We start from the raw sequence: 25,858 nt of genomic DNA on the forward strand, positions 1-25,858 counted from the left end.
TTGCCTCTAGCCTCGGAAGGCTTCCAGTTCCACTTCGACCAGGATGCGGGGATCGACGAACCCGTCCACCACCAGCAGCGTCGCCGCCGGGCGCACCGTGTCGAAGAGCTCCTTGTGCGCGCGGCCCACGTCGTCCACGTCCCGCGCATGGGTGAGATACATCCGCGTACGGATCACGGACTCGACACCGAGCCCGAACTCGCCGATCGCCTCGACCGCGCTGGTGAACGCCACCCTGGCCTGCTCGTACGGGTCGCCCTCGCCGTACAGCACCTGGCCCTTGAAGGAGGTCGTGCCCGCCACCAGGACGCGGTCGCCCGCCGCGACGGCGCGTGCGAAACCGAAGGACTCTTCCCAGGGACTCCCGCTCTGCACACGCCGTACGGCATCACTCATGACGACACAGCCTCCAGGGCCTCTTCCAGGGTGAACGCCTTCGCGTACAGGGCCTTCCCGACGATGGAGCCCTCGACACCGAGGGGTACCAGCTCCGCGATGGCCCGCAGGTCGTCCAGGGACGACACGCCGCCCGACGCCACGACCGGCCGGTCCGTCGCCGCGCAGACGTTGCGCAGCAGCTCCAGGTTGGGGCCCTGGAGCGTGCCGTCCTTGGCGATGTCGGTGACGACGTACCGCGCGCAGCCCTCCTTGTCGAGCCGCGCCAGCGCCTCGTAGAGGTCGCCGCCCTCGCTGGTCCAGCCGCGGCCCTTGAGGGTCGTACCGCGTACGTCGAGGCCGACCGCGATCTTGTCGCCGTGCTCGGCGATGACCTTGGCGACCCACTCGGGGGTCTCCAGGGCGGCCGTGCCGAGGTTGACGCGGGTGCAGCCGGTGGCGAGGGCCTTCGCCAGGGAGGCGTCGTCGCGGATGCCGCCGGACAGCTCCACCTTGATGTCCATGGCCTCGGTGACCTGGCGGACCAGGTCCCGGTTGTCGCCGGTGCCGAACGCGGCGTCCAGGTCGACGAGGTGCAGCCACTCGGCGCCCGCCGCCTGCCAGGCGAGGGCGGCCTCCAGCGGGGAGCCGTAGGAGGTCTCCGTGCCGGACTCGCCGTGCACGAGGCGGACGGCCTGGCCGTCACGGACGTCGACGGCGGGGAGGAGTTCGAGCCGTGAGGGCTTCGCGGGCATCAGAGGGTTCCGATCCAGTTGTTCAGCAGCTGCGCACCGGCGTCGCCGGACTTCTCGGGGTGGAACTGCGTGGCCCACAGGGCGCCGTTCTCGACGGCGGCCACGAAGGGCTTGCCGTGGGTGGTCCAGGTGACGAGGGGGGCCTTCATCGCCGGGTTCGCGGTCTCCAGGGTCCAGTCGTGGACGGCGTAGGAGTGCACGAAGTAGAAGCGGGCGTCCGTGTCCAGGCCGGCGAACAGCTCGGAGCCGGTGGGCACGTCGACGGTGTTCCAGCCCATGTGGGGCACGATCTCGGCCTGGAGCGGCTCGACGGAGCCGGGCCACTCGTCGAGGCCCTCGGTCTCCACGCCGTGCTCGATGCCGCGCGCGAAGAGGATCTGCATGCCGACGCAGATGCCCATGACCGGGCGGCCGCCGGAGAGCCGGCGGTCGATGATCCAGTCGCCGCGCGCCTCCTTGAGGCCCTTCATGCAGGCGGCGAAGGCGCCGACGCCGGGCACAAGGAGTCCGTCGGCGTTCATGGCCTTGTCGAAGTCACGCGTTATCTCGACCTCGGCGCCGGTGCGGGCGAGGGCGCGCTCGGCGGACCTCACATTGCCGAAGCCGTAGTCGAAGACGACGACCTTCTTGCCGGAAGCGGCGCTCAATTCCACACCTCCAGCCTCAGGACACCGGCGACAAGACACATCGCGGCGCCGATGGACAGCAGCACGATGAGGCTCTTCGGCATCTGCTGCTTGGCGAAGGAGATGATCCCGCCGACCAGGAAGAGGCCGAGGACGATCAGGACCGTCGACAGGCCGTTCACAGCGCGCCCTTCGTGGACGGGAGGATGCCGGCCGCGCGCGGGTCGCGCTCGGAGGCGTACCGCAGGGCCCTCGCCAGCGCCTTGAACTGGCATTCCACGATGTGGTGCGCGTTCCGACCGTACGGCACGTGCACGTGCAGCGCGATCTGGGCCTGGGCGACGAAGGACTCCAGGATGTGCCGGGTCATCGTGGTGTCGTACTCGCCGATCATCGGCGCCATCTTCTCGGGCTCGGTGTGCACGAGGTACGGGCGGCCGCTCAGGTCCACCGTCACCTGGGCGAGGGACTCGTCCAGCGGGACCGTGCAGTTGCCGAAGCGGTAGATGCCGACCTTGTCGCCGAGCGCCTGCTTGAAGGCGGCGCCGAGGGCGAGGGCGGTGTCCTCGATGGTGTGGTGCGAGTCGATGTGCAGATCGCCCTCGGTCTTCACGGTCAGGTCGAACAGACCGTGGCGGCCGAGCTGGTCGAGCATGTGGTCGTAGAACCCGACACCCGTCGACACATCGACCTTGCCGGACCCGTCGAGGTCGATCTCGACGAGGACCGAGGTCTCCTTCGTCACCCGCTCTACGCGGCCTACGCGGCTCATGCGCTCTGCTCCTTCTTCAGTTCACGGACCGCGTCGAGGAACGCGTCGTTCTCTTCGGGGGTTCCGGCGGACACCCGCAGCCACCCCGGAATGCCGTTGTCCCGGACCAGGACACCCCGGTCGAGGATCTTCTGCCAGGCCGCGTGCGAGCCCTCCGAGCCCTCGAACAGGCCGAACTGCACGAAGTTGGCGTCGGACTCGACGACTTCGTAGCCCGCCGCCCGCAACTCGGTGACCAGCCGGTCCCGCTCGGACTTCAGCTGCTCGACGTACTTGAGCAGCGTGTCGGTGTGCTCAAGGGCGGCCAGGGCGGTCGCCTGCGTGACGGCCGACAGGTGGTAGGGCAGCCGTACGAGCTGTACGGCGTCCACCACCGCCGGGTGCGCGGCGAGGTAGCCGAGGCGCAGGCCCGCCGCGCCGAAGGCCTTCGACATCGTGCGCGAGACGACGAGGTTCGGCCGCCCCTCGATCAGCGGCAGCAGCGAGTCGCCGTGGCTGAACTCGATGTACGCCTCGTCGACCACGACCATCGAGGGCTTCGCCGCCTGCGCGGCCTCGTACAGCGCGAGGACCGTCTCGGGCGGGACCGCGTTGCCCGTGGGGTTGTTGGGGGTGGTGATGAAGACGACGTCGGGCTTGGCGTCGGCGATCGCTCGCACGGCCGCCTCGACGTCGATGGTGAAGTCGTCGTTGCGCGGGCCGGAGATCCAGCCCGTGCCGGTGCCGCGCGCGATGAGCCCGTGCATCGAGTACGACGGCTCGAAGCCGATCGCCGTCCGGCCGGGGCCGCCGAAGGTCTGGAGCAGCTGCTGGATGACCTCGTTGGAGCCGTTGGCGGCCCATACGTTGGCCAGGCCGACCTCGTGACCGGACGTGTCGGTCAGGTACTTGGCGAGCTGGGTGCGCAGTTCGACCGCGTCCCGGTCGGGGTAGCGGTTGAGGTCGCGGGCGGCCTCACGGACGCGCTCGGCGATGCGCTCCACCAGCGGCTCGGGCAGCTGGTAGGGGTTCTCGTTGGTGTTCAGCCGTACGGGGACGTCCAACTGGGGCGCGCCATAAGGGGACTTGCCGCGCAGCTCGTCCCGTACGGGGAGATCGTCGATTCCGAAGCTCACTTGCTCTCAGGCACCTTCCAACCGAACCTTGCCTTGATCGCCGCGCCGTGCGCGGGCAGGTCCTCCGCCTCCGCCAGCGTGACCACGTGATGCGCGACGTCCGCGAGCGCGTCCTCGGTGTAGTCGACGATGTGGATGCCCCGGAGGAAGGACTGCACGGACAGCCCGGAGGAGTGGCAGGCGCAGCCGCCGGTGGGCAGGACGTGGTTGGACCCGGCGGCGTAGTCGCCGAGCGAGACCGGCGCCCAGGGGCCGATGAAGATCGCACCGGCGTTGCGGACCCGCTCGGCGACGTCCTGCGCGCGTGCCGTCTGGATCTCCAGGTGCTCGGCGCCGTACGCGTTGACGACCCGCAGGCCCTCGTCGATGCCGTCGACGAGGACGATCGCGGACTGCCTGCCCGCGAGGGCCGGGGCGATCCGGTCCTCGATGTGCTTGCTGGCCGCGACCTGCGGCTCCAGCTCCTTCTCGACCGCGTCCGCGAGCGCGACGGAGTCGGTGACCAGGACGGCGGCCGCGAGCGGGTCGTGCTCGGCCTGGCTGATCAGGTCGGCGGCGACGTGCACCGGGTCGGCGGTGTCGTCCGCGAGGATCGCGATCTCGGTCGGACCCGCCTCGGCGTCGATGCCGATCTTGCCGGTGAAGTAGCGCTTGGCGGCGGCGACCCAGATGTTGCCGGGGCCGGTGACCAGGTTGGCGGGCGGGCAGGACTCGGTGCCGTACGCGAACATCGCGACGGCGGTCGCGCCACCGGCGGCGTACACCTCGTCGACGCCGAGCAGCGCGCAGGCGGCGAGGATCGTCGGGTGCGGGAGCCCGCCGAACTCGGCCTGCGCCGGGGAGGCGAGGGCGAGGGACTCGACGCCGGCCTCCTGCGCCGGGACCACGTTCATGATCACGGAGGACGGGTAGACGGCCCGGCCGCCGGGCGCGTACAGCCCGACCCGGTCGACCGGCACCCACTTCTCGGTGACGGTGCCGCCGGGCACGACCTGGGTCGTGTGGGTGCTGCGGCGCTGCTCGCGGTGGACGAGCCGGGCGCGCCGGATGGACTCCTCCAGGGCCGCGCGGACGGCCGGGTCCAGGTTCTCCAGTGCGTCGCTGATGGCCTGCGCCGGGACCCGTACGGATTCCAGCCGCACCCCGTCGAACTTCTCGGCGAAGTCGATCAGCGCCGCGTCGCCCCGATGATGCACGGCCTCGCAGATCGGACGCACCTTCTCCAGGGCGGCCTGAACGTCGAAGTCGGCTCGGGGCAGCAGGTCGCGCAGGGCGGGGCCCTCGGGGAGGGCGTCGCCGCGCAGATCGATTCGGGAGATCACAGACCCAATTCTCTCAGACCACGGTTCGGCGTCGTTCAGGCATTCCAGTGGCTGATACGCAACCCGGGAGATCCACCGCACGTCTAGCGTTCAGGGCGTCGCTGAGCGGGCATCAAGGGTTGTGCCCGACCGGAGCCGAGGGGGATGCGAGCGCTGTGACCGAGGGGGACCTGCCGGACGATCTGACACCCGCCGAGGCCGGGATGTGGCAGGCCTTCCGCAACGGCAGCGTGTACGACCTGGCCAGCGGGGACGCGGTCGCCGACGATCCGCACGGCGGGCCGCCGTGGGGTCCGGAGCGGACCGTGCGGGCCCGCATCGTGGCCTGGCTGCTGCTGGACGGACCGCCCGCGCTCGCGGGCCGGGTGTCGTCCCTGAAGCTCAGAGGGGTGCAGGTCAGCGGCACGCTGGACCTGGCCGGCGGCATCGTGGTGCCGTACGTCGAGATGCGCGGCTGCCGTTTCGAGCGGGACGTCCTGGTGCCGGAGGCCCGTTTCACGACCGTGCGGCTGGTGGACTGCTCGGTACCGCGCCTGGAGGCGGCCCGGGTGCACACCGAGGGGGATCTGCACCTCCCCCGCTGCCGCTTCCACAACGGTGTACGGCTGACCGACGCGCACATCGGCACCGACCTGCTGCTCAACCAGGCGATCGCCCACCGCGACCGCAGCGGCCGCTCGATCGCCGCCGACGGCATGACCGTCGGGCAGGACCTGCAGGCCGAGCTCCTGGAGTCGCACGGTGAGCTGAGCCTGCGCAGTGCCAAGGTCGGCGGCTCGCTCAGTCTGCGGGGCGCGCAGCTGTCCAACCCGTACACGCGGCTCACGCTGAACGCCCCGCAGCTGACGGTCGAGCGCTCGGTGTACCTGACCCCGGCGGGCGTCGGCAGCCCGCTGCTGAGCGGGGCGACTCCGGCGCGCGGGACGCGGATCCAGCGGTTCTCCTGCGTGGGCGGGCTGCGCCTGGACGACGGGCGGTTCGGGGACGCGCTCGACTTCGAGCGGGCCCGGTTCACCCTCACCGACGACCAGGAGGTGTCGCTGCGCCGCATCCAGACGCCCGAGCTGCGCTTCCTCGGGGAGAAGCCGGCGCGCGGCCGGGTGGTCCTGTCGGGGGCGCGGGTGGGCAACCTGATGGACCACGCGGACAGCTGGCCGGGTCCGGGGCAGCTGCACATGGGCGGCTTCAGCTACGAGAACCTGGTGCCGCAGGGCCGGTTCCCGCTGGCCGAGCGGCTGGCGTGGGTGGCGGCGGCGACCGCCGAGTACAACCCGGAGCCGTACGAACGGCTGGCCGCGGTGCTGCGGGAGAGCGGCGAGGACGTGGACGCGCGCGAGGTGCTGCTCGCCAAGCAGCGCCGGCACCGGGAGACGCTGCCGCTCGCCGCCAAGGTGTGGGGATACGCGCAGGACTGGACGGTCGCCTACGGGTACCGGCCGGGGCGGGCCCTGGTATGGATGGCGGTGCTGTGGGCGGCGAGCTCGCTGGCGTTCGCGCACGCGAACCATCCCCCCATCAAGAGCGGCGAGGCCCCGTACTGGAACCCGGCCCTGTTCTCCCTCGATCTGCTGCTGCCGGTCATCGACCTGGGCCAGGTCGGGTTCTGGCAGCTGCGGGGCGGATGGCAGTGGCTGGCGGCGACGATGATCCTGCTGGGCTGGATTCTCGCGACGACGGTGGCGGCGGGAGCGACACGGCTGCTCCGGCGGAGTTAGGTCTTCCGCCCGTCCGCGCGCACACCGATCGAACAGTTGTTGAACAGTAAACGCTTTACCGACTCTTGACCTATCGCCGTACAACTTTCCGCACTTTGCTCGAAACCTCTGGCGCTTCCTCGATCTGCGGCTTTTCAATGGTCGACACCATGGCTCTCCTGCCTCCGTTCGTCCGGTCGTCGCGTACGCCCCGGGCGACCCGGCCCCTCGTCCAGCATCCCGCCGTCGCGCTCCCGGCCGACGACGAGGTGCTCCTCGACGCGCCGGACGACCGTCTGGCCCCCGCGCTCGTGGCCGCCGGACAGGGCACCTGGCAGGCCGCGTCCACCCTGCTGGCCGCGACCCGCGCCAGTGCCGCCTGGGAATACCGCGACCGTTACGTCGTACGCCTGGCGTCCTTCGCCGCCGCCCGCCCCGAGTGGTTCGAGGACTGGCGTGCGGCCGCCCCGCACGACCCGGACATGCTGCTGGTGGCCGCTCAGCGGGCGGTGGCGCGGGCCTGGGAGTCACCGGCCCGGGCGGAGCTGCTGCGCGAGCTGAACCCGCTGATCACGGCCGCCGCGCGCGGCGACGACCGGGACCCGGTGCCGTGGCGTCTCGCCCTGGACCACGCGCACGGCTCGAACGCGGGCCACAAGTACTTCGAGGAGCTGTGGGAGGCGGCGATCCGCCGCGCCCCGCACCACTACGGCTGCCATGCCGCCGCCCTGCGCTACCTCGCCGACAGCTGGCACGGCTCCCACCACGAGTGCTTCGACTTCGCGGAGACGGCGGCCCAGGACGCCCCCGCGGACTCCCTCGTCCAGGCACTGCCGACGAGGGCGGCCTTCGCCTATCTGACCGACGGCTGCGGCCCCGACGTACCGCTGGAACGCCTGTCCGCGGCGGCGGACCGCGCGATCGCGCTCTCGGCGCGTTTCCCGGCGGCCGACCCGTGGCCCGCGGAGCTGCGGAACAAGCTGGCGTACGTCCTCTCCCGCCTCAACCGCTGGCATGACGCCCTGGAGCAGATGCGGCTCATCGGCCCGTACGCGACGTCGTTCCCCTGGGAGCAGCTCTCGGAGGATCCGCTGGGCAGCTTCCTGGAACTGCGCGAGGAGATCCGCCTCCGCTCGACGTCCGGACATCCACCAGGTGGGCACGGCGGACGCGCACACCTCGGCGACCATTAGGCTTTTGCGCCGTGACCACCGTCCGTCTCCCGCTCTTCCCCCTGAACTCGGTGCTGTTCCCGGGGTTGGTGCTGCCGTTGAACGTCTTCGAGGAGCGCTATCGCGCCATGATGCGCGATCTGCTGAAGACCCCCGAGGACGAACCGCGCCGCTTCGCCGTCGTGGCGATCCGCGACGGCCTGGAGGTCGCCTCGACGGCCCCCGGCATGCCCGACCCGACGGCCGTGCCCGAGCGCGGCCCCGCGGCGGGCTTCGGCCCCGACCCGGTCAAGGCGTTCCACACCACGGGCTGTGTCGCGGACGCGGCGACGATCAGGGAGCGGGCGGACGGCACGTTCGAGGTCCTGGCGACCGGTACGACACGGGTCCGGCTGCTGTCGGTCGACGCGTCGGGCCCGTTCCTGACGGCGGAGCTGGAGGAGCTGCCGGAGGAGCCGGGCGACGAGGCGGGCGCCCTCGCGGAGGGGGTCCTGCGCGCCTTCCGCCAGTACCAGAAGCGCCTGGCGGGAGCCCGTGAACGCTCGCTGACCACCGGCTCGGAACTCCCCGACGAACCCTCGGTGGTCTCCTATCTGGTGGCCGCCGCGATGATGCTGGACACCCCCACCAAACAGCGCCTCCTCCAGTCCCCGGACGCCGCGTCCCGCCTCCGCGACGAGCTGAAACTCCTTCGCTCGGAGACCTCCATCATCCGTAGCCTGCCGTCGTTGCCCGCGTCGGACCTGACGCGCGGCCCGACGAGTCTGAACTGAGCGGGGAGCCTTCGTGGCGAAGAAGCCGAAGAAGCAGCAGTCGGGCGGCACGCCCGCGACCGTGGCCCTGACGGCGGCGGGCGTGGAGTTCACCGTCCACGCCTACGACCACGACCCCGCCCACCCCTCCTACGGCGAGGAGGCCGCGGAGGCGATGGGCGTCTCCCCCGACCGCGTCTTCAAGACCCTGGTCGCGGACGTGGACGGCGCCCTGACGGTCGCGGTGGTCCCGGTGGCGGGCCAGCTGGACCTGAAGGCCCTGGCCACGGCGGTGGGCGGCAAGAAGGCGGCCATGGCGGACCCCACCCTGGCGGAACGCACCACCGGCTACGTACGGGGCGGCATCTCCCCTCTGGGCCAGCGCAAGAGGCTCCGGACCGTCCTGGACGCCTCGGCATCCGCCCACGCCACGATCTGCGTCTCAGCGGGCCGCAGGGGCCTGGAGCTCGAACTCTCCCCGGAGAACCTGGCCAAGCTCACGGAAGCGGTGATCGCCCCCATCGGCCGTGCGTGACCTCTCGACGCGATGAGGTTCCTCGGTTAAGTACGAGGGACATGTCGAAGAAAACGCGCAAGCGGAAGTGGCGCATCAAGAAGGGCCGCTCGAACCACGGCAGGCGCCCGGCATAGCGAGTTCCTCCGGGCGGGACGGGTCTGGGGGCCGTAGCCCCCAGGCCACCGCGCCCCCAGACCACCGCCCAAGACTGCTGCCCTTGCCCTACGTCAGCGGCGACCCGTGCGGCCCGTACGGCCCCTGCTGCGGATACGGATCAGGATCCCGCGGCCCGAACAGCCCCGTCAGCCCCAGATGCACCAGCAGCGCCGCCAGTGGCCACGCCAGCCACGCCCCCTTCGCCCCGAGCTTCAGCGGCGCCGAGAAGGTGACCCCCTTGCCCACGGACTTGGCGTGGGCGATCACATCCGTCGCGGGCCCGAGCCAGATCCCGACCCGCCACGCCAGCAGCGACCCGAGGAACCCGCCCACGCCCAGCGCGACGACCAGCGGGACCCCGCCCCGCCGCCGCACCAGGAAGACGACGAGCGCGCTCACGAACCCGAACGCCAGCCCGAGCAGAGTGAACGTTCCGTCGACGCCTACCGCCTGCTCCCCCTCGCTGTCGCCGAGGTAGACGACCCACTGCTTGTCGACGACGTCCCCGACCAGCGGCACATGCGGGGCCAGCCACCACCACAGCACCCCGAGCAGCGCCCCGCCGAGCGCCACCGCGACCGCGATCACGGCGGCCTCCCGCAGTTCGGTCTTCATACCGGGGCCGTCCTGTTCGTACGCGCTCCCGAACCCACCGGCCCCATAGGGCGGCGGCACCTGCCAGGCGGCCTGGTGCGGGGACGGTTCGCTCGGCGGCGGAGGCGGAGTCAGCGGTGCGGTCACCCTGACATCGTGCCAGGCCCGCCTGTGCGGCGCGTCACCGGACGGCCGCTCGACGGTAGGCCCACGTGGCGACGGCGAGCGACACCACGCCCACCGCCCCGCACACGGCCAGGTCACCGAGGACGAACGCCCAGTCCGGATGCGGCCCGAACGTCCGCGCGAACGCCTCCACACCGTACGTCGAAGGCAGCAGATCCCGCAGGAACCGCACCGCCTCCGGCATCCGGTCGGCGGGCAGCACGCCGAGCAGCAGCGCCGCGGACATGCCCAACTGCCCGAGCACGGTGGCCAGTTCCGGCCGCGGCGCGAGCAGCCCGAAGGCCGCCCCGAGCCCCGCCAGCGCGGCTCCCGCGAGCGGGATCACCGCGATGAGCACCCACAGATGCGCGAGCGGCAGCCCGAACAGCACACATCCGAACACCGCGGTCACCACGGTCCCCGGCACGGTGAAGGAGGCGTACGCCCCCGCCGCCCCGAGCACGACCGCGGCCGGCGGCACGGGCAGCGTCGCGTAGTGGTCAAGGCCGCCGCTCGCCCGCAACTGGCCGAAGTACTGCGCGAGCAGGTTCAGCGCGACGAACGCCACGACCAGCACCGAGGACCCCGCGACCACGGCCTGCGCCTCGGCCCCGCCGTCCACGACCCCCCGCATCAGGATCATGATCCCGACCGACTGGAAGGTCGCCACGAACAGCAGCGGGATCCGCGCGACCCGCGCCCGGGACAGCTGCGCCCGGTACACGGCCACGAGCGACGGCCACAGCCGCGCGCGCGGCCCGAGCTCGGCCGCCTCCCGGCGCGTCTCCTCGACGCCCAGGGCGCTGCCGGGCAGAACCTCGGCGGGTACGACACTCACGTGGCGCTGCTCCCTCTCACAGTCGGGTCCACTCCGGCATTCACCCTGTTCCGTACGGATACGGCGGTCCGCGCGCTCAAGCCTTCACCAACCCCTGCTGCGCCGCCCCGCCCAGCGCGAGATACACGTCCTCCAGGCTGGGCGTGGCGAGCGTGAAGTCGTCGAGGGCGGCGAACGCGGCCCCGCCGGTCACCGTGGCCACCACCGCCCGCGCCTCCTCGGGCACCAGCCGCAGCGTCCAGCGCCGCCCGGAGGCGACGGCCCGGTCCTGGAGCGCGGCCACCTCGGGCACGTGCAGCGGAGCGGCCTCGCGCCACACGAGGTCGACGCGGACCTCCCCGGCGACCCGTTCCTTGAGCCCGGCGGGGGTGTCGCAGGCGATCACGCGCCCCTGGTCGAGGACGGCGACCCGGTCGAGCACGGTCTCGGCCTCGATGACGTTGTGGGTGACGAGCAGCACCGTCGTCCCGCGCTCGGCCCGCCGCCGGTCGACGGCGGACCACACGGCCCGCCGCGCGACCGGGTCCATCGCGGTGGTCGGCTCGTCGAGGACCAGCAGCGGCCGCTCCCCGACCAGCGCGGCGGCCAGACACGCCAGCCGCCGCTGCCCGCCGGACAGCTTCCTCAGCGGCCGCCCGGCGAGCGGGGTGAGCCCGAGCTCGTCGAGCACGGCGTCCTTCTCGCCCCGCGCCGCCCGCGCGTCGAGGCCGCGCAGCCGCCCGGTGGTCTCGGCGGCGAGGGAGACGGTCAGTTCGTCGAGGGCGCTGGACTCCTGCCCGAGATAGGCGAGGATCCGCGCGGCCCGCTCCGGGTGCCGCACGATGTCGTGCCCGAGGATCTCCACGGACCCGCGGTCGGGCCGCATCAGCCCGGTCAGCTGCCGCACGAGGGTGGACTTGCCGGCCCCGTTCGGCCCGAGCAGCCCGAAGATCTCACCGCGCCGGATGTCCATCCGCACGTCGTCGGTGGCCCGCACCTCGGGGGTCCCCGGAGCACCCCGCCGACCCCGTGTCGCGGGATAGGTCTTGGTCAGTCCGCGCACCGCGCACACGACATCGTCACCGTGCCGAAGTGCCTGTGCCGCGCGCGTACTCACAAGGGACGAGAGTACGGGGTCGGGGCGCGCCGCTCGCCCTTGGGGCGGCGTATGTGCCGTTTCACTCCCCCGCGGGCGCGTGCTCCGCGGCCGTCCGTACGTCGATCTCGCGCCAGAACCCGGCACGGATGGCGTAGCGGTCGTGCTCGTCGATCTGGTCGTCCTTGTGCGCGAGGAGACCGAACCGTGCCGCGTACCTGAGCAGCTCGCCGTCGATGCGGTGCGGGATCCGCGGGTACATCCCCGAGAGCTTCTGGAGATGGCTCTGGTCGCCGAGCCGCTCCATCCACCGCCGCGCGAAGACCTGCCCGACCTCGTACGGGTCGCCGCCGACCGTGGTGATGTCCTCCTCGCGGTCCGCCCAGCGCTGCTCGGCGGTGGTCAGCTGGGCGAGCGTGGGCATCGAGGCGACCTCGGGCGGCTCGGCGGCGCCGCCGGGGCGGTCGACCCAGCCCTTGTCGGAGGACCAGCGCAGGGTCGCGTTCGCGGGCTGCTGCGGCTGGACGCCGGGGGCGCGCAGCGCGGCGAGGTCCTTGGGGGTGGGCACGCCCTTGGGCGCGGGCACGCGTTCCTGCGTGCCGTTCTCCGAGTGACCGGCGGTGGTGTGCTCGCCCTCCTCGACGGGCCGCTCGGGCGGCGCCGAGAGCGCGGAGTCCGGCAGCGGCGCGGACAGGATCGCGGCGATCTCGGGCCGCGGCGCGGGCGGCGGCGCGCAGATCCCGCCGAGCTCCTTGGCGCGTACGGCCTTGGTGATCCACGTACGGTCCAGGACGCGCCGCTCGTCGGCCTCGGCGACCAGGTCCTCGGACTGGTTGTAGTCCCCGTCGGCGGCCTGCACGGCCCACAGGTGTACGGCGACGCCGTGCTCCTTGGCGGCCATCATGCCCGGCAGGAGATCGCCGTCGCCGGTCACCAGGACCACGTCCGAGCAGGCGCGGTTGCGGGCCAGCTCGGTGAGCTCGGCGTGCATGGCGGCGTCCACGCCCTTCTGGGCCCAGCGGCCGTCGCTGCGGGTCAGAGCGCCGAGCCGGACGGTGACGCGGGGCATCACGCGCAGCCGGCGGTGCTCGGGCTGCGGGACGCGGTCGGGGGCGCCGTCGAACCAGTAGATGCGCAGCAGCGGCCGTTCCGTGTCGGACTCGGCGCGTTCTCGCAGGCCCTGGATGAGGGCGGCATGGTCGACGGTGATGCGGGACCGGGAGGGTTCCCCGGCGAGGAGACTGGCGGCGGCCCCCAGCAGATACCCGGCGTCCACCAGGACGATGCAGCGGTCCACGCGACTCACCCTCTTCCGAGGCGGTTTACTTCGGGCTTCCTTCGAGTCTGCCCGACCACGCGAAGGTTAACGGCCCGAACTCGATCTTCGGCGTGGCGTTTCGGGGCATCGCGGGGCGACAAGCCCTGTCACAGACGGTAATTATCCGAAATGCGGTCTTTGTCAGCCTATGTGAATCTGGTCCCGGCCCTGGCCCCTAGATCCCCCTCAGGAGGCAGATCACCATGGCCAAGAACAAGAACCGTGACCGCAAGCAGCCGCAGTCCGAGCGTGGTCAGCAGCAGGCCCAGCAGTCCTCGATGGAGGCGCAGGCCGAGCAGCGCATGACCCAGGTGACTCCGGGTGACGTTGCCCGCAAGGGCAAGCAGAAGCGCTTCGGCCACAACTGACATCTGCATAAAGGGTTGTTGAGACCCATGGGTCGCTGAGACCCAGGCACACGAAGGGGGCGCACCCGTGATGGCGGGTGCGCCCCCTTCACGTACGGCTAACCCGCGAGGCAGGACGGGCCGAGCAGCACCTTCAAGTCGCCGAAGAGCGCGGGGTCCGGCTTCACCCGGTGCCGGTCGAGGCGCAGGACCGTGGTCTTGGTCGGGCCCTGGAGCTTGATCCGGACCTCGCTCTCGCCCTTGTGGTGGGTGAGGATCTCGCCGAGGCGGCTGATCATCGGCGGGGTGACCCTCGTTGCCGGGATGGTGAGGATCACGGGCGCGTTGGTGCCCGCGTTCGACAGGTCGGGGACCTGGAGTTCCATCGCGACCAGCCGCGGCACGTCCTCGCGCTTGTCGAGGCGGCCCTTGACGAACACCACGGCGTCCTCGACGAGTTGGGTCGAGACGAGCTGGTAGGTCGCCGGGAAGAACATGCACTCGATGGAACCGGCGAGATCCTCGACGGTCGCGATCGCCCAGGCGTTGCCCTGCTTGGTCATCTTGCGCTGAAGCCCGGAGATGATGCCGCCGATGGTCACGACCGCGCCGTCCGTGTGCTCACCTCCGGTGAGCTGGGCGATGCCCGCGTCGGCCTTGTCGGACAGCACGTGCTCCAGACCGAAGAGCGGGTGGTCGGAGACGTACAGGCCGAGCATCTCCCGCTCCTGGGCGAGGAGATAGGCCTTGTCCCACTCGTCGGTGGTGAACTCGACGTCGAGTCCGAAGCCGGGCTCGCTGGTCTCCTCCTCGCCCATCCCGCCGAAGAGGTCGAACTGGCCCTCGGCCTCCTTGCGCTTGACCTGCACGACGTTGTCGATCATCGGCTCGAAGTGCGCGGTGAGGCCCTTGCGGGTGTGCCCCATGGTGTCGAAGGCGCCCGCCTTGATCAGCGACTCCGTGGTGCGCTTGTTGCAGGCGACCGCCTCGACCTTGTCGAGGTAGTCGGGGAAGGAGGCGTACTTCCCCTTGGCCTTGCGGCTTCTGATGATCGACTCGACCACGTTGGTACCGACGTTGCGCACCGCTTCGAGGCCGAAGAGGATCACGTCGTCGCCCTGGGCGGCGAAGTTGTGCACCGACTCGTTGACGTTCGGCGGGAGCACCTTGATGCCCATGCGCCGGCACTCGTTGAGGTAGATCGCGGACTTGTCCTTGTCGTCCTTGACCGAGGTGAGCAGTCCGGCCATGTACTCGGCCGGGTGGTTCGCCTTGAGGTAGGCGGTCCAGTACGAGACCAGTCCGTACGCGGCCGAGTGCGCCTTGTTGAAGGCGTAGCCGGCGAAGGGGACCAGGACGTCCCACAGGGCCTGGATGGCCTCGTCGCTGTAGCCGTTCTTGCGGGCGCCGGCCTGGAAGATGGTGAAGTTCTTCGCCAGTTCCTCAGGCTTCTTCTTGCCCATCACGCGGCGGAGGATGTCGGCCTCGCCGAGCGAGTACCCGGCGATGATCTGGGCGGCCTTCTGCACCTGCTCCTGGTAGACGATCAGGCCGTAGGTGACCGCGAGGACCTCTTCGAGGGGCTCCTCCAGCTCCTTGTGGATCGGGGTGATCTCCTGAAGCTTGTTCTTGCGCAGCGCGTAGTTGGTGTGCGAGTCCATGCCCATCGGGCCCGGACGGTACAGCGCGGAGACGGCGGAGATGTCTTCGAAGTTGTCGGGCTTCATCAGGCGCAGCAGGGAGCGCATGGGTCCGCCGTCGAACTGGAAGACGCCGAGGGTCTCACCGCGCTGGAGGAGTTCGAAGGTCTTCGGGTCGTCCAGCGGCAGGGCCAGCAGGTCGAGGTCGATGCCCTTGTTGGACTTCACCATCTTGACGGCGTCGTCCATGATCGTCAGGTTGCGCAGGCCGAGGAAGTCCATCTTCAGCAGGCCGAGCGACTCGCACTGCGGGTAGTCCCACTGCGTGATGGTGACGCCGTCGGTGTGCCGGACCCAGATCGGGGCGTGGTCGACGATGGGCTCGCTGGACATGATCACGCCGGCCGCGTGCACACCCATCTGCCGGACCAGGCCCTCGACGCCCTTGGCGGTGTCGATGACCTTCTTCACGTCCGGTTCGTTCTCGTACATCCCGCGGATCTCGCCGGCCTCGTTGTAGCGCGGGTGCGAGGGGTTGGTGATGCCGTCGAGGTCGATGCCCTTGCCGAGGACGTCGGCGGGCATCGCCTTGGTGAGGCGGTCGCCCATGGCGTACGGGTAGCCCAGCACGCGCGCGGAGTCCTTGATCGCGTTCTTGGCCTTGATCTTGCCGTAGGTGCCGATCATGGCGACCTTGTCGGCGCCGTACTTCTCCGTCACGTACCGGATCACCTCGACGCGCCGGCGCTCGTCGAAGTCGATGTCGACATCGGGCATGGAGACGCGCTCGGGGTTGAGGAACCGCTCGAAGATCAGGCCGTGCGGGATCGGGTCGAGGTCGGTGATGCCCATGGCGTAGGCGACGATCGAACCGGCCGCGGAGCCTCGGCCGGGGCCGACCGCGATGCCGTTCTTCTTGGCCCACATGATGAAGTCGGCGACGACGAGGAAGTAGCCCGGGAACCCCATCTGGATGATGACGTCCATCTCGTAGTCCGCCTGCTTCTGGCGGTCCTCGGGGATGCCGCCCGGGAAGCGGCGCTCCATGCCGCGGCGCACTTCCTCCTTGAACCAGGTGACCTCGGTGTAGCCCTCGGGGATGTCGAACTTCGGCATGAGGTTCTTGGCCTCGAACATGCCGGTGGTGTCGATCTGCTCGGCGACCAGGAGGGTGTTGCGGCAGCCCTCCTGCCAGGCGTCCGAGGAGTCGACGGCGTACATCTCGTCCGTGGACTTCAGGTAGTAGCCGGTGCCGTCGAACTTGAAGCGGTCCGGGTCGGAGAGGTTCTTGCCGGTCTGGATGCAGAGCAGGGCGTCGTGGGCGGTCGCCTCGTGCGCGTACGTGTAGTGCGAGTCGTTCGTGACCAGCGGTGGGATGCCGAGCTTCTTGCCGATGTCGAGGAGGCCGTCGCGGACCCGGCGCTCGATCTCGATGCCGTGGTCCATCAGCTCCAGGAAGTAGCGGTCCTTGCCGAAGATGTCCTGGTACTCGGCCGCCGACTTCAGGGCCTCGTCGTACTGGCCGAGGCGCAGCCGGGTCTGGAGTTCGCCGGAGGGGCAGCCGGTGGAGGCGATGAGGCCCTCGGACCACTGGGAGATGGTCTCCTTGTCCATCCGGGGCCACTTCTGGAGCCAGCCCTCGGCGTAGGCGTCCGAGGAGAGCTTGAAGAGGTTGTGCAGGCCCGTCTTGTTCGCCGCCCAGATCGTCTTGTGGGTGTAACCACCGGAACCGGAGACGTCGTCCCGCTTCTGGTGCGGCTGGCCCCACTGGATCTTGCGCTTGTTGCGCCGGGACTCGGGGGCGACGTAGGCCTCGATGCCGATGATCGGGGTGACCCCGGCCTTCTTCGCGGTGTGGAAGAAGTCGTACGCCCCGTGCAGGTTGCCGTGGTCGGACATGGCGATATGGGTCATGCCCATCTCGTTGCACGCGTTGAACATGTCCTTGAGCCGCGCGGCACCGTCCAGCAGGGAGTACTGGGTGTGGACGTGCAGGTGCGTGAACGGCGGCTTTGACACGGCGTGGCCTCCATGGAAAACGCTCGGCGACAGGCGGACGGACAGTTCGGGGGACAGCGTCGAAGTCTATGCCTGACCACTGACACTCCGGGGGCTGCCCCGCGTACCTTCACAGCGAGGGTTTTCGCGGGCACTTTTGTCCGGCCCCGCCCGTTGAGACGACAGAAACGCTGTCGTACACATGCACCAGGAGGCACCCAGCGATGTCGGTACCGCAGCTCAGCGACGAGCCTCGCGGCGAGGAGATCCTCGCCGTCTTCGACACCGCCTTCGGCGAGCTCCTGGCCGCCGACCCGGCCGCGTTCCGCGTGAAGTTCCGCAAGATGGCGGCCTCCGCGTTCGCGTTCTACCGGGGCACGGCCGCGCTCTTCTACCACGACCTCGACGCGGAGAAGCGGGGCGGCCCGTACCTGGACGAGCGCACCTCGCGCGTGTGGATCCACGGCGACCTGCACGCCGAGAACTTCGGCACGTACATGGACGCCACCGGCCGGCTGATCTTCAACGTCAACGACTTCGACGAGGCGTACGTCGGCCCCTTCACCTGGGACCTCAAGCGCTTCTCCGCCTCCATCGCGCTCATCGGGTACGCGAAGGCGCTCAGCGACGAGCAGATCACCGAGCTGGTGAAGGTCTACGCGGCCGCCTACCGCGAGCGCATCCACGCCCTGGCCACCGGCGCCAAGAGCGACGAGGTGCCGCCCTTCACCCTGGACACCGCCGAGGGCCCGCTCCTGGACGCGCTGCGCGACGCCCGCGCGCTGACCCGCTTCGGCCTGCTCGACTCCATGACCGAGATCCGTGACTTCGAGCGCCGCTTCGCGCCCGGCGGCGGCTCCATCGAGCTGGACGCGGCCACGCGCTACAAGGTGCTCGCGGCCTTCGACGGCTACCTGGAGACCCTCCCGGAGACCTCGCTGGCCCGCCCGGACTCGTACCGGGTGAAGGACGTGGTGGGCCGCCGGGGCATCGGCATCGGCTCGGCCGGGCTGCCGTCGTACAACATCCTCCTGGAGGGCCACAGCGACGCGTTGGAGAACGACGTCGTGATCTACATCAAGCAGGCCCAGACCCCGGCCGTCTCCCGGCACATCACCGACCCGGCGATCCGCGACTACTTCCAGCACGAGGGCCACCGCACGGTCCTCTCCCAGCGCGCCCTCCAGCAGCACGCCGACCCGTGGCTGGGCTGGACCGAGCTGGACGGCGCGGGCCAGCTGGTCGCCGAGGTCTCGCCGTACGCCGTCGACCTGGACTGGGGTGACATCGACGACACCGAGGAGATCGCGGCCGTCGTCGCCGACCTCGGCCGGGCCACGGCCACCATGCACGCGGCGGCGGACGACCAGTCCGGCGAGTCCCTGGTGCCCTTCTCGACCGAGCGGGCCATCGACGCGGCCATCGCGGCCGACGAGGACGGCTTCGGGGAGCTCCTGGTCTCCTTCGCCCACGACTACGGCGCACGCGCGCGTACCGACCACCAGATCTTCGTGGACCTGTTCCGCAACGGCCGCATTCCGGGCCTGTAGACCGGCCCCGCTGTGGGATCGATAACGATAGGGCCGCTCACAGGAACCTTTTAGGGGTCCCTTACAGGCCCTCGTGACACACTCTCTGCGCTATGGACATATCCGGGACCCAGCTACGAGCGCTCCGCGCGGCGCTGTTCACGGCAGTCGTCGTGACGCTCAGCACCGCGTCGCACGTGCTGCTGTCCCGGGTTCCGCTTCCGCTGAACACGGTGGCGCTGATCGCGGCCACCGTGTTCGTCCTCGCGTACGCCCTCGCCGGCCGCGAGCGGAGCTTCGGGCGGATCGCCGCCCTGCTGGTCCCCCTGGAACTGGCCGCCGACACCGTCTTCACCACCGGACAGCACGTCTGTTACGGCGCCGCGGGCGGCCCTGTCGCCGGCCCGCTGCGCTCGGTCGGCTGGGACGTGTTCTGCGGGGACGGCACCACCTTCGGCAGCCCGCTGGCCCGTGTCACCGGCACCGACACCGACCGCCTCGCGGGCGCCCTCGCCCACACCGACCCGACGACGGCCTGGCTGCTGCTCGGCGCGCACATCGGCGTCGGTATCCTCGCCGCCGCCTGGCTGCGCCGCGGTGAGCGCGCGCTGGCCCAGCTGCTGCGGGCGGGGGCGGCGACCGCGTTCCGGCCGCTCCTGCTGGCGGTCGCCGCGGTGGCGGTGTGCCGGACCCCGGCGGCCCGCGCCCCTCGGCACCCCGGTCGCCGTACGACCATCGCGCGCGACCGGATCCTCGTGCACTCCCTGGGACGGCGTGGACCGCCGTGCTCGGTCGCTTTCGCCTGACCGAACAGCACCTGAGCACCACCAGTCCCCCATACGTATCCCGCACACGACGTGTGCGCGTCCCCTTTTCCCGGAGAACACCCATGAGCAAGCGGAACAGCCAGGCCTCGAAGACGGCGGCCCGTGAGCGGCTGCGCCAGGAGCGCGAGCGCCAGGCCAAGCGGTCCAAGATCAAGCGGCAGGTCATCGTCGCCTGTTCGATGGTCGGCGTCCTCGCGATAGCCGGCGGCATCAGCTACGCGGTCGTCCAGGGCAACAAGCCCAGTTACTGGGAGTCGGCGAAGGACGACAAGCTCGTCAAGCCGGCCAACACCACGGGCACGAACGGCACGACCGTCACCATCGGCAAGAGCACCGCCAAGAAGACCCTCGTGATGTACGAGGACCCGCGCTGCCCGATCTGCGCCCAGTTCGAGCAGACCGTCGGCTCGACCGTCGACAAGGACGTCGAGGCCGGCAAGTTCAAGATCGAGTACGTCGGTGCCAGCTTCCTCGACAAGGGCCTGGGCGGCGAGGGCTCGAAGAACGCGCTCAGCGCGCTCGGCGCGGCGCTCAACGTCAGCCCCGAGGCCTTCCTCGAGTACAAGACCGCGATGTACTCGGCGAAGTGGCACCCCGAGGAGTCCGACGACAAGTTCAAGGACGACTCCTACCTCATCAAGATCGCGGACACGGTCGACGCCCTGAAGGGCAACAAGACCTTCCAGAACGCCGTGAAGAACGGCACCTACGACAAGTGGGCGCTGGAGATGTCGGCGAAGTTCGACGACAGCGGCGTGACCGGCACCCCGACCCTGAAGATGGACGGCAAGGCGCTGACCGGCTCCGACGGCCAGAACGCGCCGATGACGGTGGCCGAGTTCAACACGGCGATCGAGGCGGCGCTGAAGGCCTGACCCCGGCCTGAATCAACCGGCTCCTGAAGAGCGGGCGAACTTTTACCAGTTCGCCCGCTCTCGTTCATACCGGCCAGTAACCTGATCGCTCGTGACCAGTAGACACAGAGTATCCGAGCGCCTCAACTCCCTGGCGCCGCGCCGCCGTACGGTCGTGAAGGCCGCCGCCGCCACCGCGGGCGCCGCCCTCATAGCAGCCCCGTTCCCCGCTCAAGCCGCCGCCGAGGCCCCCGCGTTCCTGCACGGCGTGGCCTCCGGGGACCCGCTCCCGGACGGCGTCCTGCTGTGGACCCGGGTGACGCCGACGGCCGAGGCGGTGCCTGGATCCGGGCTCGGCCCGGACACCGAGGTGAGCTGGACCGTCGCCTCGGACAAGGCGTTCACGAACATCGTCGCCAAGGGTTCCGTCACCGCGACCGCCGCCTCCGACCACACCGTCAAGGCCGACGTCCGCGGCCTCGCCCCCGCCACGAGCTACTGGTTCCGCTTCTCCGCGGGCGGCACCGACTCCCCGGCGGCGCGCACCCGCACCGCGCCGGCGGCGGACGCGGCCGTCACGGGCCTCCGCTTCGGCGTGGTCTCCTGCGCCAACTGGGAGGCCGGCTACTTCTCCTCGTACCGCCATCTCGCGGCCCGCGGTGACCTGGACGCCTGGCTGCACCTGGGCGACTACATCTACGAGTACGGCACCGGCGAGTACGGGACGCGCGACACCGTCGTACGGCAGCACGCGCCGACCCACGAGATCCTCAGCCTGGCCGACTACCGGACCCGGCACGGGAAGTACAAGACCGACGCCGATCTCCAGGCGCTGCACGCGGTGGCGCCGGTCGTGGCGATCTGGGACGACCACGAGTTCGCCAACGACGCCTGGTCGGGCGGGGCCGAGAACCACACCGAGGGTGCGGAGGGCACCTGGGCCGCGCGCCAGGCCGCCGCAAAGCAGGCGTACTTCGAGTGGATGCCGGTGCGTCCGGCGATCGCGGGGACGACCTACCGGCGGCTGCGCTTCGGCAAGCTGGTCGATCTGTCGCTGCTGGACCTGCGGTCGTTCCGTTCGCAGCAGGTGTCCGTCGGGAACGGCTCGGTCGACGACCCGGACCGCACCCTCACCGGCCGGGCCCAACTGGACTGGCTGAAGGCGGGGCTGAAGTCCTCCGACACGACCTGGCGGCTGGTCGGCAACTCGGTGATGATCTCGCCGTTCGCGATCGGCTCGCTCTCCGCGGACCTGCTGAAGCCGCTCGCCGAGCTGCTGGGCCTGCCGAAGGAGGGGCTCGCCCTCAACACCGACCAGTGGGACGGCTACACGGACGACCGCCGCGAACTCCTGGCCCACCTGCGCTCGAACGCGATCCGCAACACCGTGTTCCTGACCGGTGACATCCACATGGCGTGGGCCAACGACGTGCCGGTGGACGCGGGTACGTATCCGCTGTCCGCCTCGGCCGCCACCGAGTTCGTCGTGACGTCGGTGACCTCCGACAACCTCGACGACCTCGTGAAGGTCCCCGAGGGCACGGTCTCCGCGGTCGCCGCGCCGATCATCAAGCTGGCCAACCGGCATGTCCACTGGGTCGACACGGACCGCCACGGCTACGGCGTCCTGGACATCACGGCCGACCGCGCGCAGATGGACTACTACGTCGTCTCCGACAAGACGAAGGCCGACGCGACCTCGTCCTGGGCCCGTTCGTACCGGACGAAGACCGGCACGCAGAAGGTCGAGCGGACGTACGACCCCGTGTAGTCACGTTCCGGCCAACGGCGAGGGGCGCGGCCTGTGTTCGTATACGGCCGCGCCCCTTGGCCGGTCAGAAGGTGATCGGAAGGCATTTACAGGCTGAGCATGTACACGTAATCTCCGGGCGGCGGCCAGGAAGACCCCTGCGTCCGCTCTCCCCAACGCATCCGCTAGGAGTCAGCATGCGTGCGCTTGCCCGGATATCCCCCACTATGCGCAGACGCCTTCTCGGCACGGCCGTTGTGGCCGGAACCCTGATGCTCACTCCCCTGTCGGCGCCCACCGGACTCGCGGCGGCCCAGGCTCCGGCCGCCGCCGACTGCGCCGACACGGACACCCACGCGGCGGCCCGAGAGTCCCGCCCCGGCAGCGGCGAGCACATCGCCGAGCCCAACGAGGTCAGCGCCGCCAAGGCCCAGGCGATGAACGCCGACCTCAAGGCCAAGCTCGACAAGCTGCCCAAGTCCGGCAGCCGGAGCCTCGCCGCCGCGGCCTCCACCACCATCCCGGTGTACTTCCACGTCATCCACGACGGCGCCACCGGCAACCTCGGCTCCTCCGACATCACCGCCCAGCTGAACGTCCTGAACGCGGCCTACGCGGGCCAGGGCACCGGAAACGTCGACTCCGGCTACCAGTTCACCCTGGCCGGCACCGACTACACCGACAACGCCACCTGGTACAACGTCGGTTACGGCTCCACGGAGGAGAAGGCGATGAAGACCGCTCTGCGCAAGGGCGGCGCGAACGCGCTCAACATCTACACCGCCAACCTCGGCGACGGCCTCCTCGGCTGGGCCACCTTCCCCAGCTCCTACAAGTCCAGCCCCACCATGGACGGCGTCGTCATCCTCGACGCGTCCCTGCCCGGCGGCTCGGCCACCAACTACGACGAGGGCGACACCGCCACCCACGAGGTCGGCCACTGGATGGGGCTGTACCACACCTTCCAGGGCGGCTGTAACGGCAACGGCGACTACGTCAGCGACACCCCGGCCGAGAAGAGTGCCGCCTACGAGTGCCCGACCGGCCGCGACAGCTGCACCAACAAGACCGGCGTCGACCCGATCCACAACTTCATGGACTACACGTACGACAGCTGCATGTACCAGTTCACCTCGGGCCAGGTGACGCGGATGCAGCAGAGCTTCGCGGCCTACCGCGCAGGCTGACCTAGAGCGAGTCGAGGAAGCCGAGCGCCACCCGCCAGGTGGCCTCGGCGGCCTCCTCGTCGTAGTCGGGCAGGTCGGGGTCGGTGTAGAGATGACCGGCCCCGGCGTATCTGTACACCTCGACGTCGGCGCCCGCGCGGCCCATCTGGAGATACCAGGAGCTCAGCCAGTCGTCCGTCTCGAACTGGTCGGGCTCGGCGACATGCAGCTGCACCGGCAGTTCGTCCACGGCGGCGTTGGCGGCGATGTCCGACGTGCCGTGCAGAAGCAGCAGTCCGCGCGCCTTGTCGTCGCCGAGGGCGAGGGTCTGCGCGACGGAGGCGCCGAAGGAGAACCCGGCGTACACCAGGCCCCGCTCCGAGTAGGGCGCGGCGGCCAGCACGGCCCGCTTGAGCAGCTCGTCCTTGCCGATCCGCTCCTTGAACTCCATGCCGTCCTCGACCGTCTCGAACGTCTGCCCCTCGAAGAGATCCGGCGTCCACACCTCGTGTCCGGCGGCGCGCAGCCGGTCCGCCGCCGCGCGCACCGCGGGCCGCAGACCGTACGTCGAGTGAAAGAGCATGATGTTCATGAGGCCATCGTGCCAGTACGGTCGGACACATGGAGAACGTACTGCGCCCGTTGATCGTCATCGGTGGCTCGGTCGTGCTCACGCTCGTCATCGGCTGGGCCACCGACCTGCTGCTGCGCAAGGCCGACCAGCGGCACAGCGAGACTCCCCTGTGGGGTCTGCTGCGCCGCGGTCGCATCCCCTACCAGCTCGTCATCTGCGCGGCCCTGCTCAGAGGGTCGTACGACTCGGCGAAAATCCTCGAGAAACACCGGGTCGGCATCGGACAGGCGCTGACCCTGGTGCTGATCGGGGCGGCCGCCTGGCTCACGATCAGGATCGCGGCCGCGGTCGTCGAGACGACGTACTCGCGCTACGCCCGCGCCAGCCGCGACCCCGCCCGGGTCCGCCGGGTGCGCACCCAGGTGACGCTGATCACGCGAGTGGTCGCCGCGGTCGTCGCCGTGGTGGCGATCGCCGCGATGCTGCTGACCTTCCCGGCGATGCGCGCGGCCGGCGCCTCCCTGCTGGCCTCGGCCGGCATCCTCGGCATCGTCGCCGGTGTCGCGGCGCAGTCCTCGCTGAGCAATATGTTCGCGGGGCTTCAGATCGCGTTCGGCGACATGGTGCGCATAGGGGACACGGTCGTGGTGGACGGCGAGTGGGGCACGGTCGAGGAGATCACGCTGACCTTCCTCACGGTCCGCACGTGGGACGAGCGCCGGATCACCATGCCGGTGTCGTACTTCACCTCGAAGCCGTTCGAGAACTGGTCGCGCGGCGGTGCCCAGATGACCGGCATCGTCTACTGGCACCTCGACCACTCGGCGCCGATGGAGGCGATGCGCGAGAAGCTCCGCGACATCCTCCGCGACTGCCCGGCGTGGGACGGACGCGCCTGCGACCTCTCGGTCACCGACTCCACCCCGAACACCATGCAGGTGCGGGCCCTGGTGACGGCCAAGGACGCGGACGACATCTGGAAGGTCCGGGTCACCGTCCGCGAACAGATGATCCGCTGGCTGACCGAGCAGCACCCGTACGCCCTCCCCCGCGTCAACACGGCGGACTCGGCCCTCCCCCCGGGCACCAACGGCGGCCGCCCGTCCCCCACCCCGGACGGCGCCCCCCGCAGGGCCCACGAGCCCCCGAGGTCAGGCCGCTGAGGGCAAGCCACTGACCGTCAATTGCCCCGCTCGGCGCCCCCATTGACCTGCACGATCTGCGAGGTCACATGGCCGGCGCCGGGCGAGGCCAGCCAGCGCAGGGTCTCCGCGATGTCCCCGGGGTTCCCGGCGCGGCCGTTGGCGGTGTCGGCGATGAGGCGTTCGCGGCGGGCGGGGTCGATGGCGGCGCCGAAGAACTCGGTGTCCTCGATGTAGCCGGGCGCGACGACGTTCACGGTGATCCCGCGCGGTCCGAGATCCCGGGCCAGATCATGGGCGTACGGATGCAGTCCGGCCTTGGCCGCCCCGTACGCCCCGCTCCCGGAGCCCCGGTAGGCGGCGATGGAGCTGACGAACAGCACCCGCCCGCCGGGCGAGGCCAGCCGGTCCTTCAGCGCCTCCGTGAGCAGCGCGGCGGTCAGCAGATTGAGCCGGAAGTTGACGGTCCAGTTGTGCGCGACGGCGTCCAGCGGATCGTCACCGGAGGCAGGCGGTTCGAGCTGCCCGGTCCCTCCGGCACTGTGGACGAGAACGTCCACGGCCCCCAGCTCCCGCCCGACGAACTCCGCGACCCCGCGCACCTGAGCCGTGTCGGTGAGATCGGCCGCGTACGTCGACGCCCCCGGCACCCCCGCCCGCTCCAGCACTTCCTTCCGCCGCCCGAGCAGCAGCACCCGGTCCCCGTCCGCCGCGAACGCCCGCGCCGCCGCGAGCCCGATTCCCGTACCGCCACCACTGATCACCACGTTGCGAGCCATGCCTCC

25 protein-coding genes are annotated in these 25,858 nt (G+C 70.5%); 11 read left to right on the forward strand and 14 right to left on the reverse strand.

All coding sequences use genetic code 11. The annotated features are described in order from the left end of the window. Positions 1 to 6: 6 nt before the first annotated feature. The 7 genes from ABZ928_RS33310 to hisD are packed head-to-tail and all read right to left on the reverse strand — an operon-like array spanning position 7 to position 4,965. On the reverse strand, positions 7 to 396 hold the full coding sequence (locus ABZ928_RS33310) for a RidA family protein (RefSeq protein WP_361527168.1): 390 nt from the start codon (positions 394 to 396) through the stop codon (positions 7 to 9). Then, positions 393 to 1,130, reverse strand: coding sequence for a bifunctional 1-(5-phosphoribosyl)-5-((5-phosphoribosylamino)methylideneamino)imidazole-4-carboxamide isomerase/phosphoribosylanthranilate isomerase PriA (gene priA, locus ABZ928_RS33315; RefSeq protein WP_361527170.1), 738 nt, complete (start codon positions 1,128 to 1,130; stop codon positions 393 to 395). The genes ABZ928_RS33310 and priA overlap by 4 nt, the downstream gene beginning before the upstream one ends. After that, on the reverse strand, positions 1,130 to 1,783 hold the full coding sequence (gene hisH, locus ABZ928_RS33320) for an imidazole glycerol phosphate synthase subunit HisH (protein WP_361527172.1): 654 nt from the start codon (positions 1,781 to 1,783) through the stop codon (positions 1,130 to 1,132). The genes priA and hisH overlap by 1 nt, the downstream gene beginning before the upstream one ends. Continuing rightward, positions 1,774 to 1,938: a hypothetical protein gene (locus tag ABZ928_RS33325; RefSeq protein WP_361527174.1), complete on the reverse strand. Its 165-nt coding sequence runs from the start codon at positions 1,936 to 1,938 to the stop codon at positions 1,774 to 1,776. Before ABZ928_RS33325 ends, hisH begins: the two co-directional genes overlap by 10 nt. Further along, entirely contained in the window at positions 1,935 to 2,528 is a 594-nt protein-coding gene (hisB, locus tag ABZ928_RS33330) for an imidazoleglycerol-phosphate dehydratase HisB (protein ID WP_020137489.1), read from the reverse strand. The genes ABZ928_RS33325 and hisB overlap by 4 nt, the downstream gene beginning before the upstream one ends. Next, entirely contained in the window at positions 2,525 to 3,643 is a 1,119-nt protein-coding gene (locus ABZ928_RS33335; RefSeq protein ID WP_361527176.1) for a histidinol-phosphate transaminase, read from the reverse strand. The genes hisB and ABZ928_RS33335 overlap by 4 nt, the downstream gene beginning before the upstream one ends. Further along, positions 3,640 to 4,965, reverse strand: a complete 1,326-nt coding sequence (hisD, locus tag ABZ928_RS33340; RefSeq protein ID WP_361527178.1) for a histidinol dehydrogenase — start codon at positions 4,963 to 4,965, stop codon at positions 3,640 to 3,642. The genes ABZ928_RS33335 and hisD overlap by 4 nt, the downstream gene beginning before the upstream one ends. A gap of 155 nt (positions 4,966 to 5,120) precedes the next feature. Between hisD and ABZ928_RS33345 the strand changes: the two genes are divergently transcribed. The 4 genes from ABZ928_RS33345 (at position 5,121) to ybaK (ending at position 9,118) form a co-directional block, all read left to right on the forward strand. Then, positions 5,121 to 6,680 (forward strand): oxidoreductase, encoded by a 1,560-nt coding sequence (locus tag ABZ928_RS33345; protein ID WP_361527180.1) that lies wholly within the window; start codon positions 5,121 to 5,123, stop codon positions 6,678 to 6,680. A 137-nt stretch (positions 6,681 to 6,817) separates the two neighbouring features. Further along, positions 6,818 to 7,852: a hypothetical protein gene (locus ABZ928_RS33350; RefSeq protein ID WP_361527182.1), complete on the forward strand. Its 1,035-nt coding sequence runs from the start codon at positions 6,818 to 6,820 to the stop codon at positions 7,850 to 7,852. An 11-nt stretch (positions 7,853 to 7,863) separates the two neighbouring features. Beyond that, on the forward strand, positions 7,864 to 8,604 hold the full coding sequence (locus ABZ928_RS33355) for an LON peptidase substrate-binding domain-containing protein (RefSeq protein ID WP_361527184.1): 741 nt from the start codon (positions 7,864 to 7,866) through the stop codon (positions 8,602 to 8,604). 13 nt (positions 8,605 to 8,617) lie between these two features. Continuing rightward, positions 8,618 to 9,118, forward strand: a complete 501-nt coding sequence (gene ybaK, locus ABZ928_RS33360; protein ID WP_361527186.1) for a Cys-tRNA(Pro) deacylase — start codon at positions 8,618 to 8,620, stop codon at positions 9,116 to 9,118. Positions 9,119 to 9,322: 204 nt separating this feature from the next. Here the strand turns inward: ybaK and ABZ928_RS33365 are convergent, their stop codons facing one another. The 4 genes from ABZ928_RS33365 to ABZ928_RS33380 form a co-directional block, all read right to left on the reverse strand. Then, a complete protein-coding gene (locus tag ABZ928_RS33365; protein ID WP_361527188.1) occupies positions 9,323 to 9,997 on the reverse strand; it encodes an AAA family ATPase in 675 nt (224 codons plus the stop codon). A gap of 34 nt (positions 9,998 to 10,031) precedes the next feature. After that, positions 10,032 to 10,853, reverse strand: a complete 822-nt coding sequence (locus ABZ928_RS33370) for an ABC transporter permease (RefSeq protein ID WP_361527190.1) — start codon at positions 10,851 to 10,853, stop codon at positions 10,032 to 10,034. A 76-nt stretch (positions 10,854 to 10,929) separates the two neighbouring features. After that, positions 10,930 to 11,904: an ABC transporter ATP-binding protein gene (locus ABZ928_RS33375; RefSeq protein ID WP_361527401.1), complete on the reverse strand. Its 975-nt coding sequence runs from the start codon at positions 11,902 to 11,904 to the stop codon at positions 10,930 to 10,932. A gap of 106 nt (positions 11,905 to 12,010) precedes the next feature. Beyond that, the gene (locus tag ABZ928_RS33380) at positions 12,011 to 13,225 is read right to left on the reverse strand and encodes an NYN domain-containing protein (RefSeq protein WP_361527192.1); all 1,215 of its coding nucleotides are present in this window, start codon (positions 13,223 to 13,225) and stop codon (positions 12,011 to 12,013) included. A 224-nt stretch (positions 13,226 to 13,449) separates the two neighbouring features. On the opposite strand from ABZ928_RS33380, the gene ABZ928_RS33385 reads away from it, so the two are divergent. Further along, positions 13,450 to 13,614, forward strand: a complete 165-nt coding sequence (locus ABZ928_RS33385) for a hypothetical protein (RefSeq protein WP_361527194.1) — start codon at positions 13,450 to 13,452, stop codon at positions 13,612 to 13,614. 98 nt (positions 13,615 to 13,712) lie between these two features. On the opposite strand, the gene dnaE is transcribed toward ABZ928_RS33385, so the two are convergent. Next, positions 13,713 to 17,252, reverse strand: a complete 3,540-nt coding sequence (dnaE, locus tag ABZ928_RS33390; RefSeq protein ID WP_361527196.1) for a DNA polymerase III subunit alpha — start codon at positions 17,250 to 17,252, stop codon at positions 13,713 to 13,715. A 203-nt stretch (positions 17,253 to 17,455) separates the two neighbouring features. Here dnaE and ABZ928_RS33395 point away from each other — a divergent pair, with 203 nt between their 5' ends. The 5 genes from ABZ928_RS33395 to ABZ928_RS33415 all read left to right on the forward strand — a co-directional run bounded on the left by ABZ928_RS33395 (position 17,456) and on the right by ABZ928_RS33415 (position 23,378). Continuing rightward, on the forward strand, positions 17,456 to 18,781 hold the full coding sequence (locus tag ABZ928_RS33395) for a DUF2252 domain-containing protein (RefSeq protein WP_361527198.1): 1,326 nt from the start codon (positions 17,456 to 17,458) through the stop codon (positions 18,779 to 18,781). A 92-nt stretch (positions 18,782 to 18,873) separates the two neighbouring features. After that, the gene (locus ABZ928_RS33400) at positions 18,874 to 19,566 is read left to right on the forward strand and encodes a hypothetical protein (protein ID WP_361527200.1); all 693 of its coding nucleotides are present in this window, start codon (positions 18,874 to 18,876) and stop codon (positions 19,564 to 19,566) included. 83 nt (positions 19,567 to 19,649) lie between these two features. Further along, positions 19,650 to 20,462: a thioredoxin domain-containing protein gene (locus ABZ928_RS33405; RefSeq protein WP_361527202.1), complete on the forward strand. Its 813-nt coding sequence runs from the start codon at positions 19,650 to 19,652 to the stop codon at positions 20,460 to 20,462. A 91-nt stretch (positions 20,463 to 20,553) separates the two neighbouring features. Further along, positions 20,554 to 22,212, forward strand: coding sequence for an alkaline phosphatase D family protein (locus ABZ928_RS33410; RefSeq protein ID WP_361527204.1), 1,659 nt, complete (start codon positions 20,554 to 20,556; stop codon positions 22,210 to 22,212). 176 nt (positions 22,213 to 22,388) lie between these two features. After that, positions 22,389 to 23,378 carry a zinc metalloprotease gene (locus tag ABZ928_RS33415; RefSeq protein ID WP_361527206.1) on the forward strand — a complete coding sequence of 330 codons (990 nt, stop codon included), beginning with the start codon at positions 22,389 to 22,391 and terminating at the stop codon, positions 23,376 to 23,378. A 1-nt stretch (position 23,379) separates the two neighbouring features. Here the strand turns inward: ABZ928_RS33415 and ABZ928_RS33420 are convergent, their stop codons facing one another. Next, positions 23,380 to 23,949 (reverse strand): dienelactone hydrolase family protein, encoded by a 570-nt coding sequence (locus tag ABZ928_RS33420; RefSeq protein ID WP_361527208.1) that lies wholly within the window; start codon positions 23,947 to 23,949, stop codon positions 23,380 to 23,382. 29 nt (positions 23,950 to 23,978) lie between these two features. On the opposite strand from ABZ928_RS33420, the gene ABZ928_RS33425 reads away from it, so the two are divergent. Beyond that, a complete protein-coding gene (locus ABZ928_RS33425; RefSeq protein ID WP_361527210.1) occupies positions 23,979 to 25,094 on the forward strand; it encodes a mechanosensitive ion channel domain-containing protein in 1,116 nt (371 codons plus the stop codon). Between the two features lie 17 nt (positions 25,095 to 25,111). Here the strand turns inward: ABZ928_RS33425 and ABZ928_RS33430 are convergent, their stop codons facing one another. Next, a complete protein-coding gene (locus tag ABZ928_RS33430; protein WP_361527212.1) occupies positions 25,112 to 25,852 on the reverse strand; it encodes an SDR family oxidoreductase in 741 nt (246 codons plus the stop codon). Positions 25,853 to 25,858 lie beyond the last annotated feature (6 nt).

The sequence above is a fragment of the Streptomyces sp. NPDC046909 genome (genome assembly GCF_040644695.1).
Classification (GTDB): domain Bacteria; phylum Actinomycetota; class Actinomycetes; order Streptomycetales; family Streptomycetaceae; genus Streptomyces.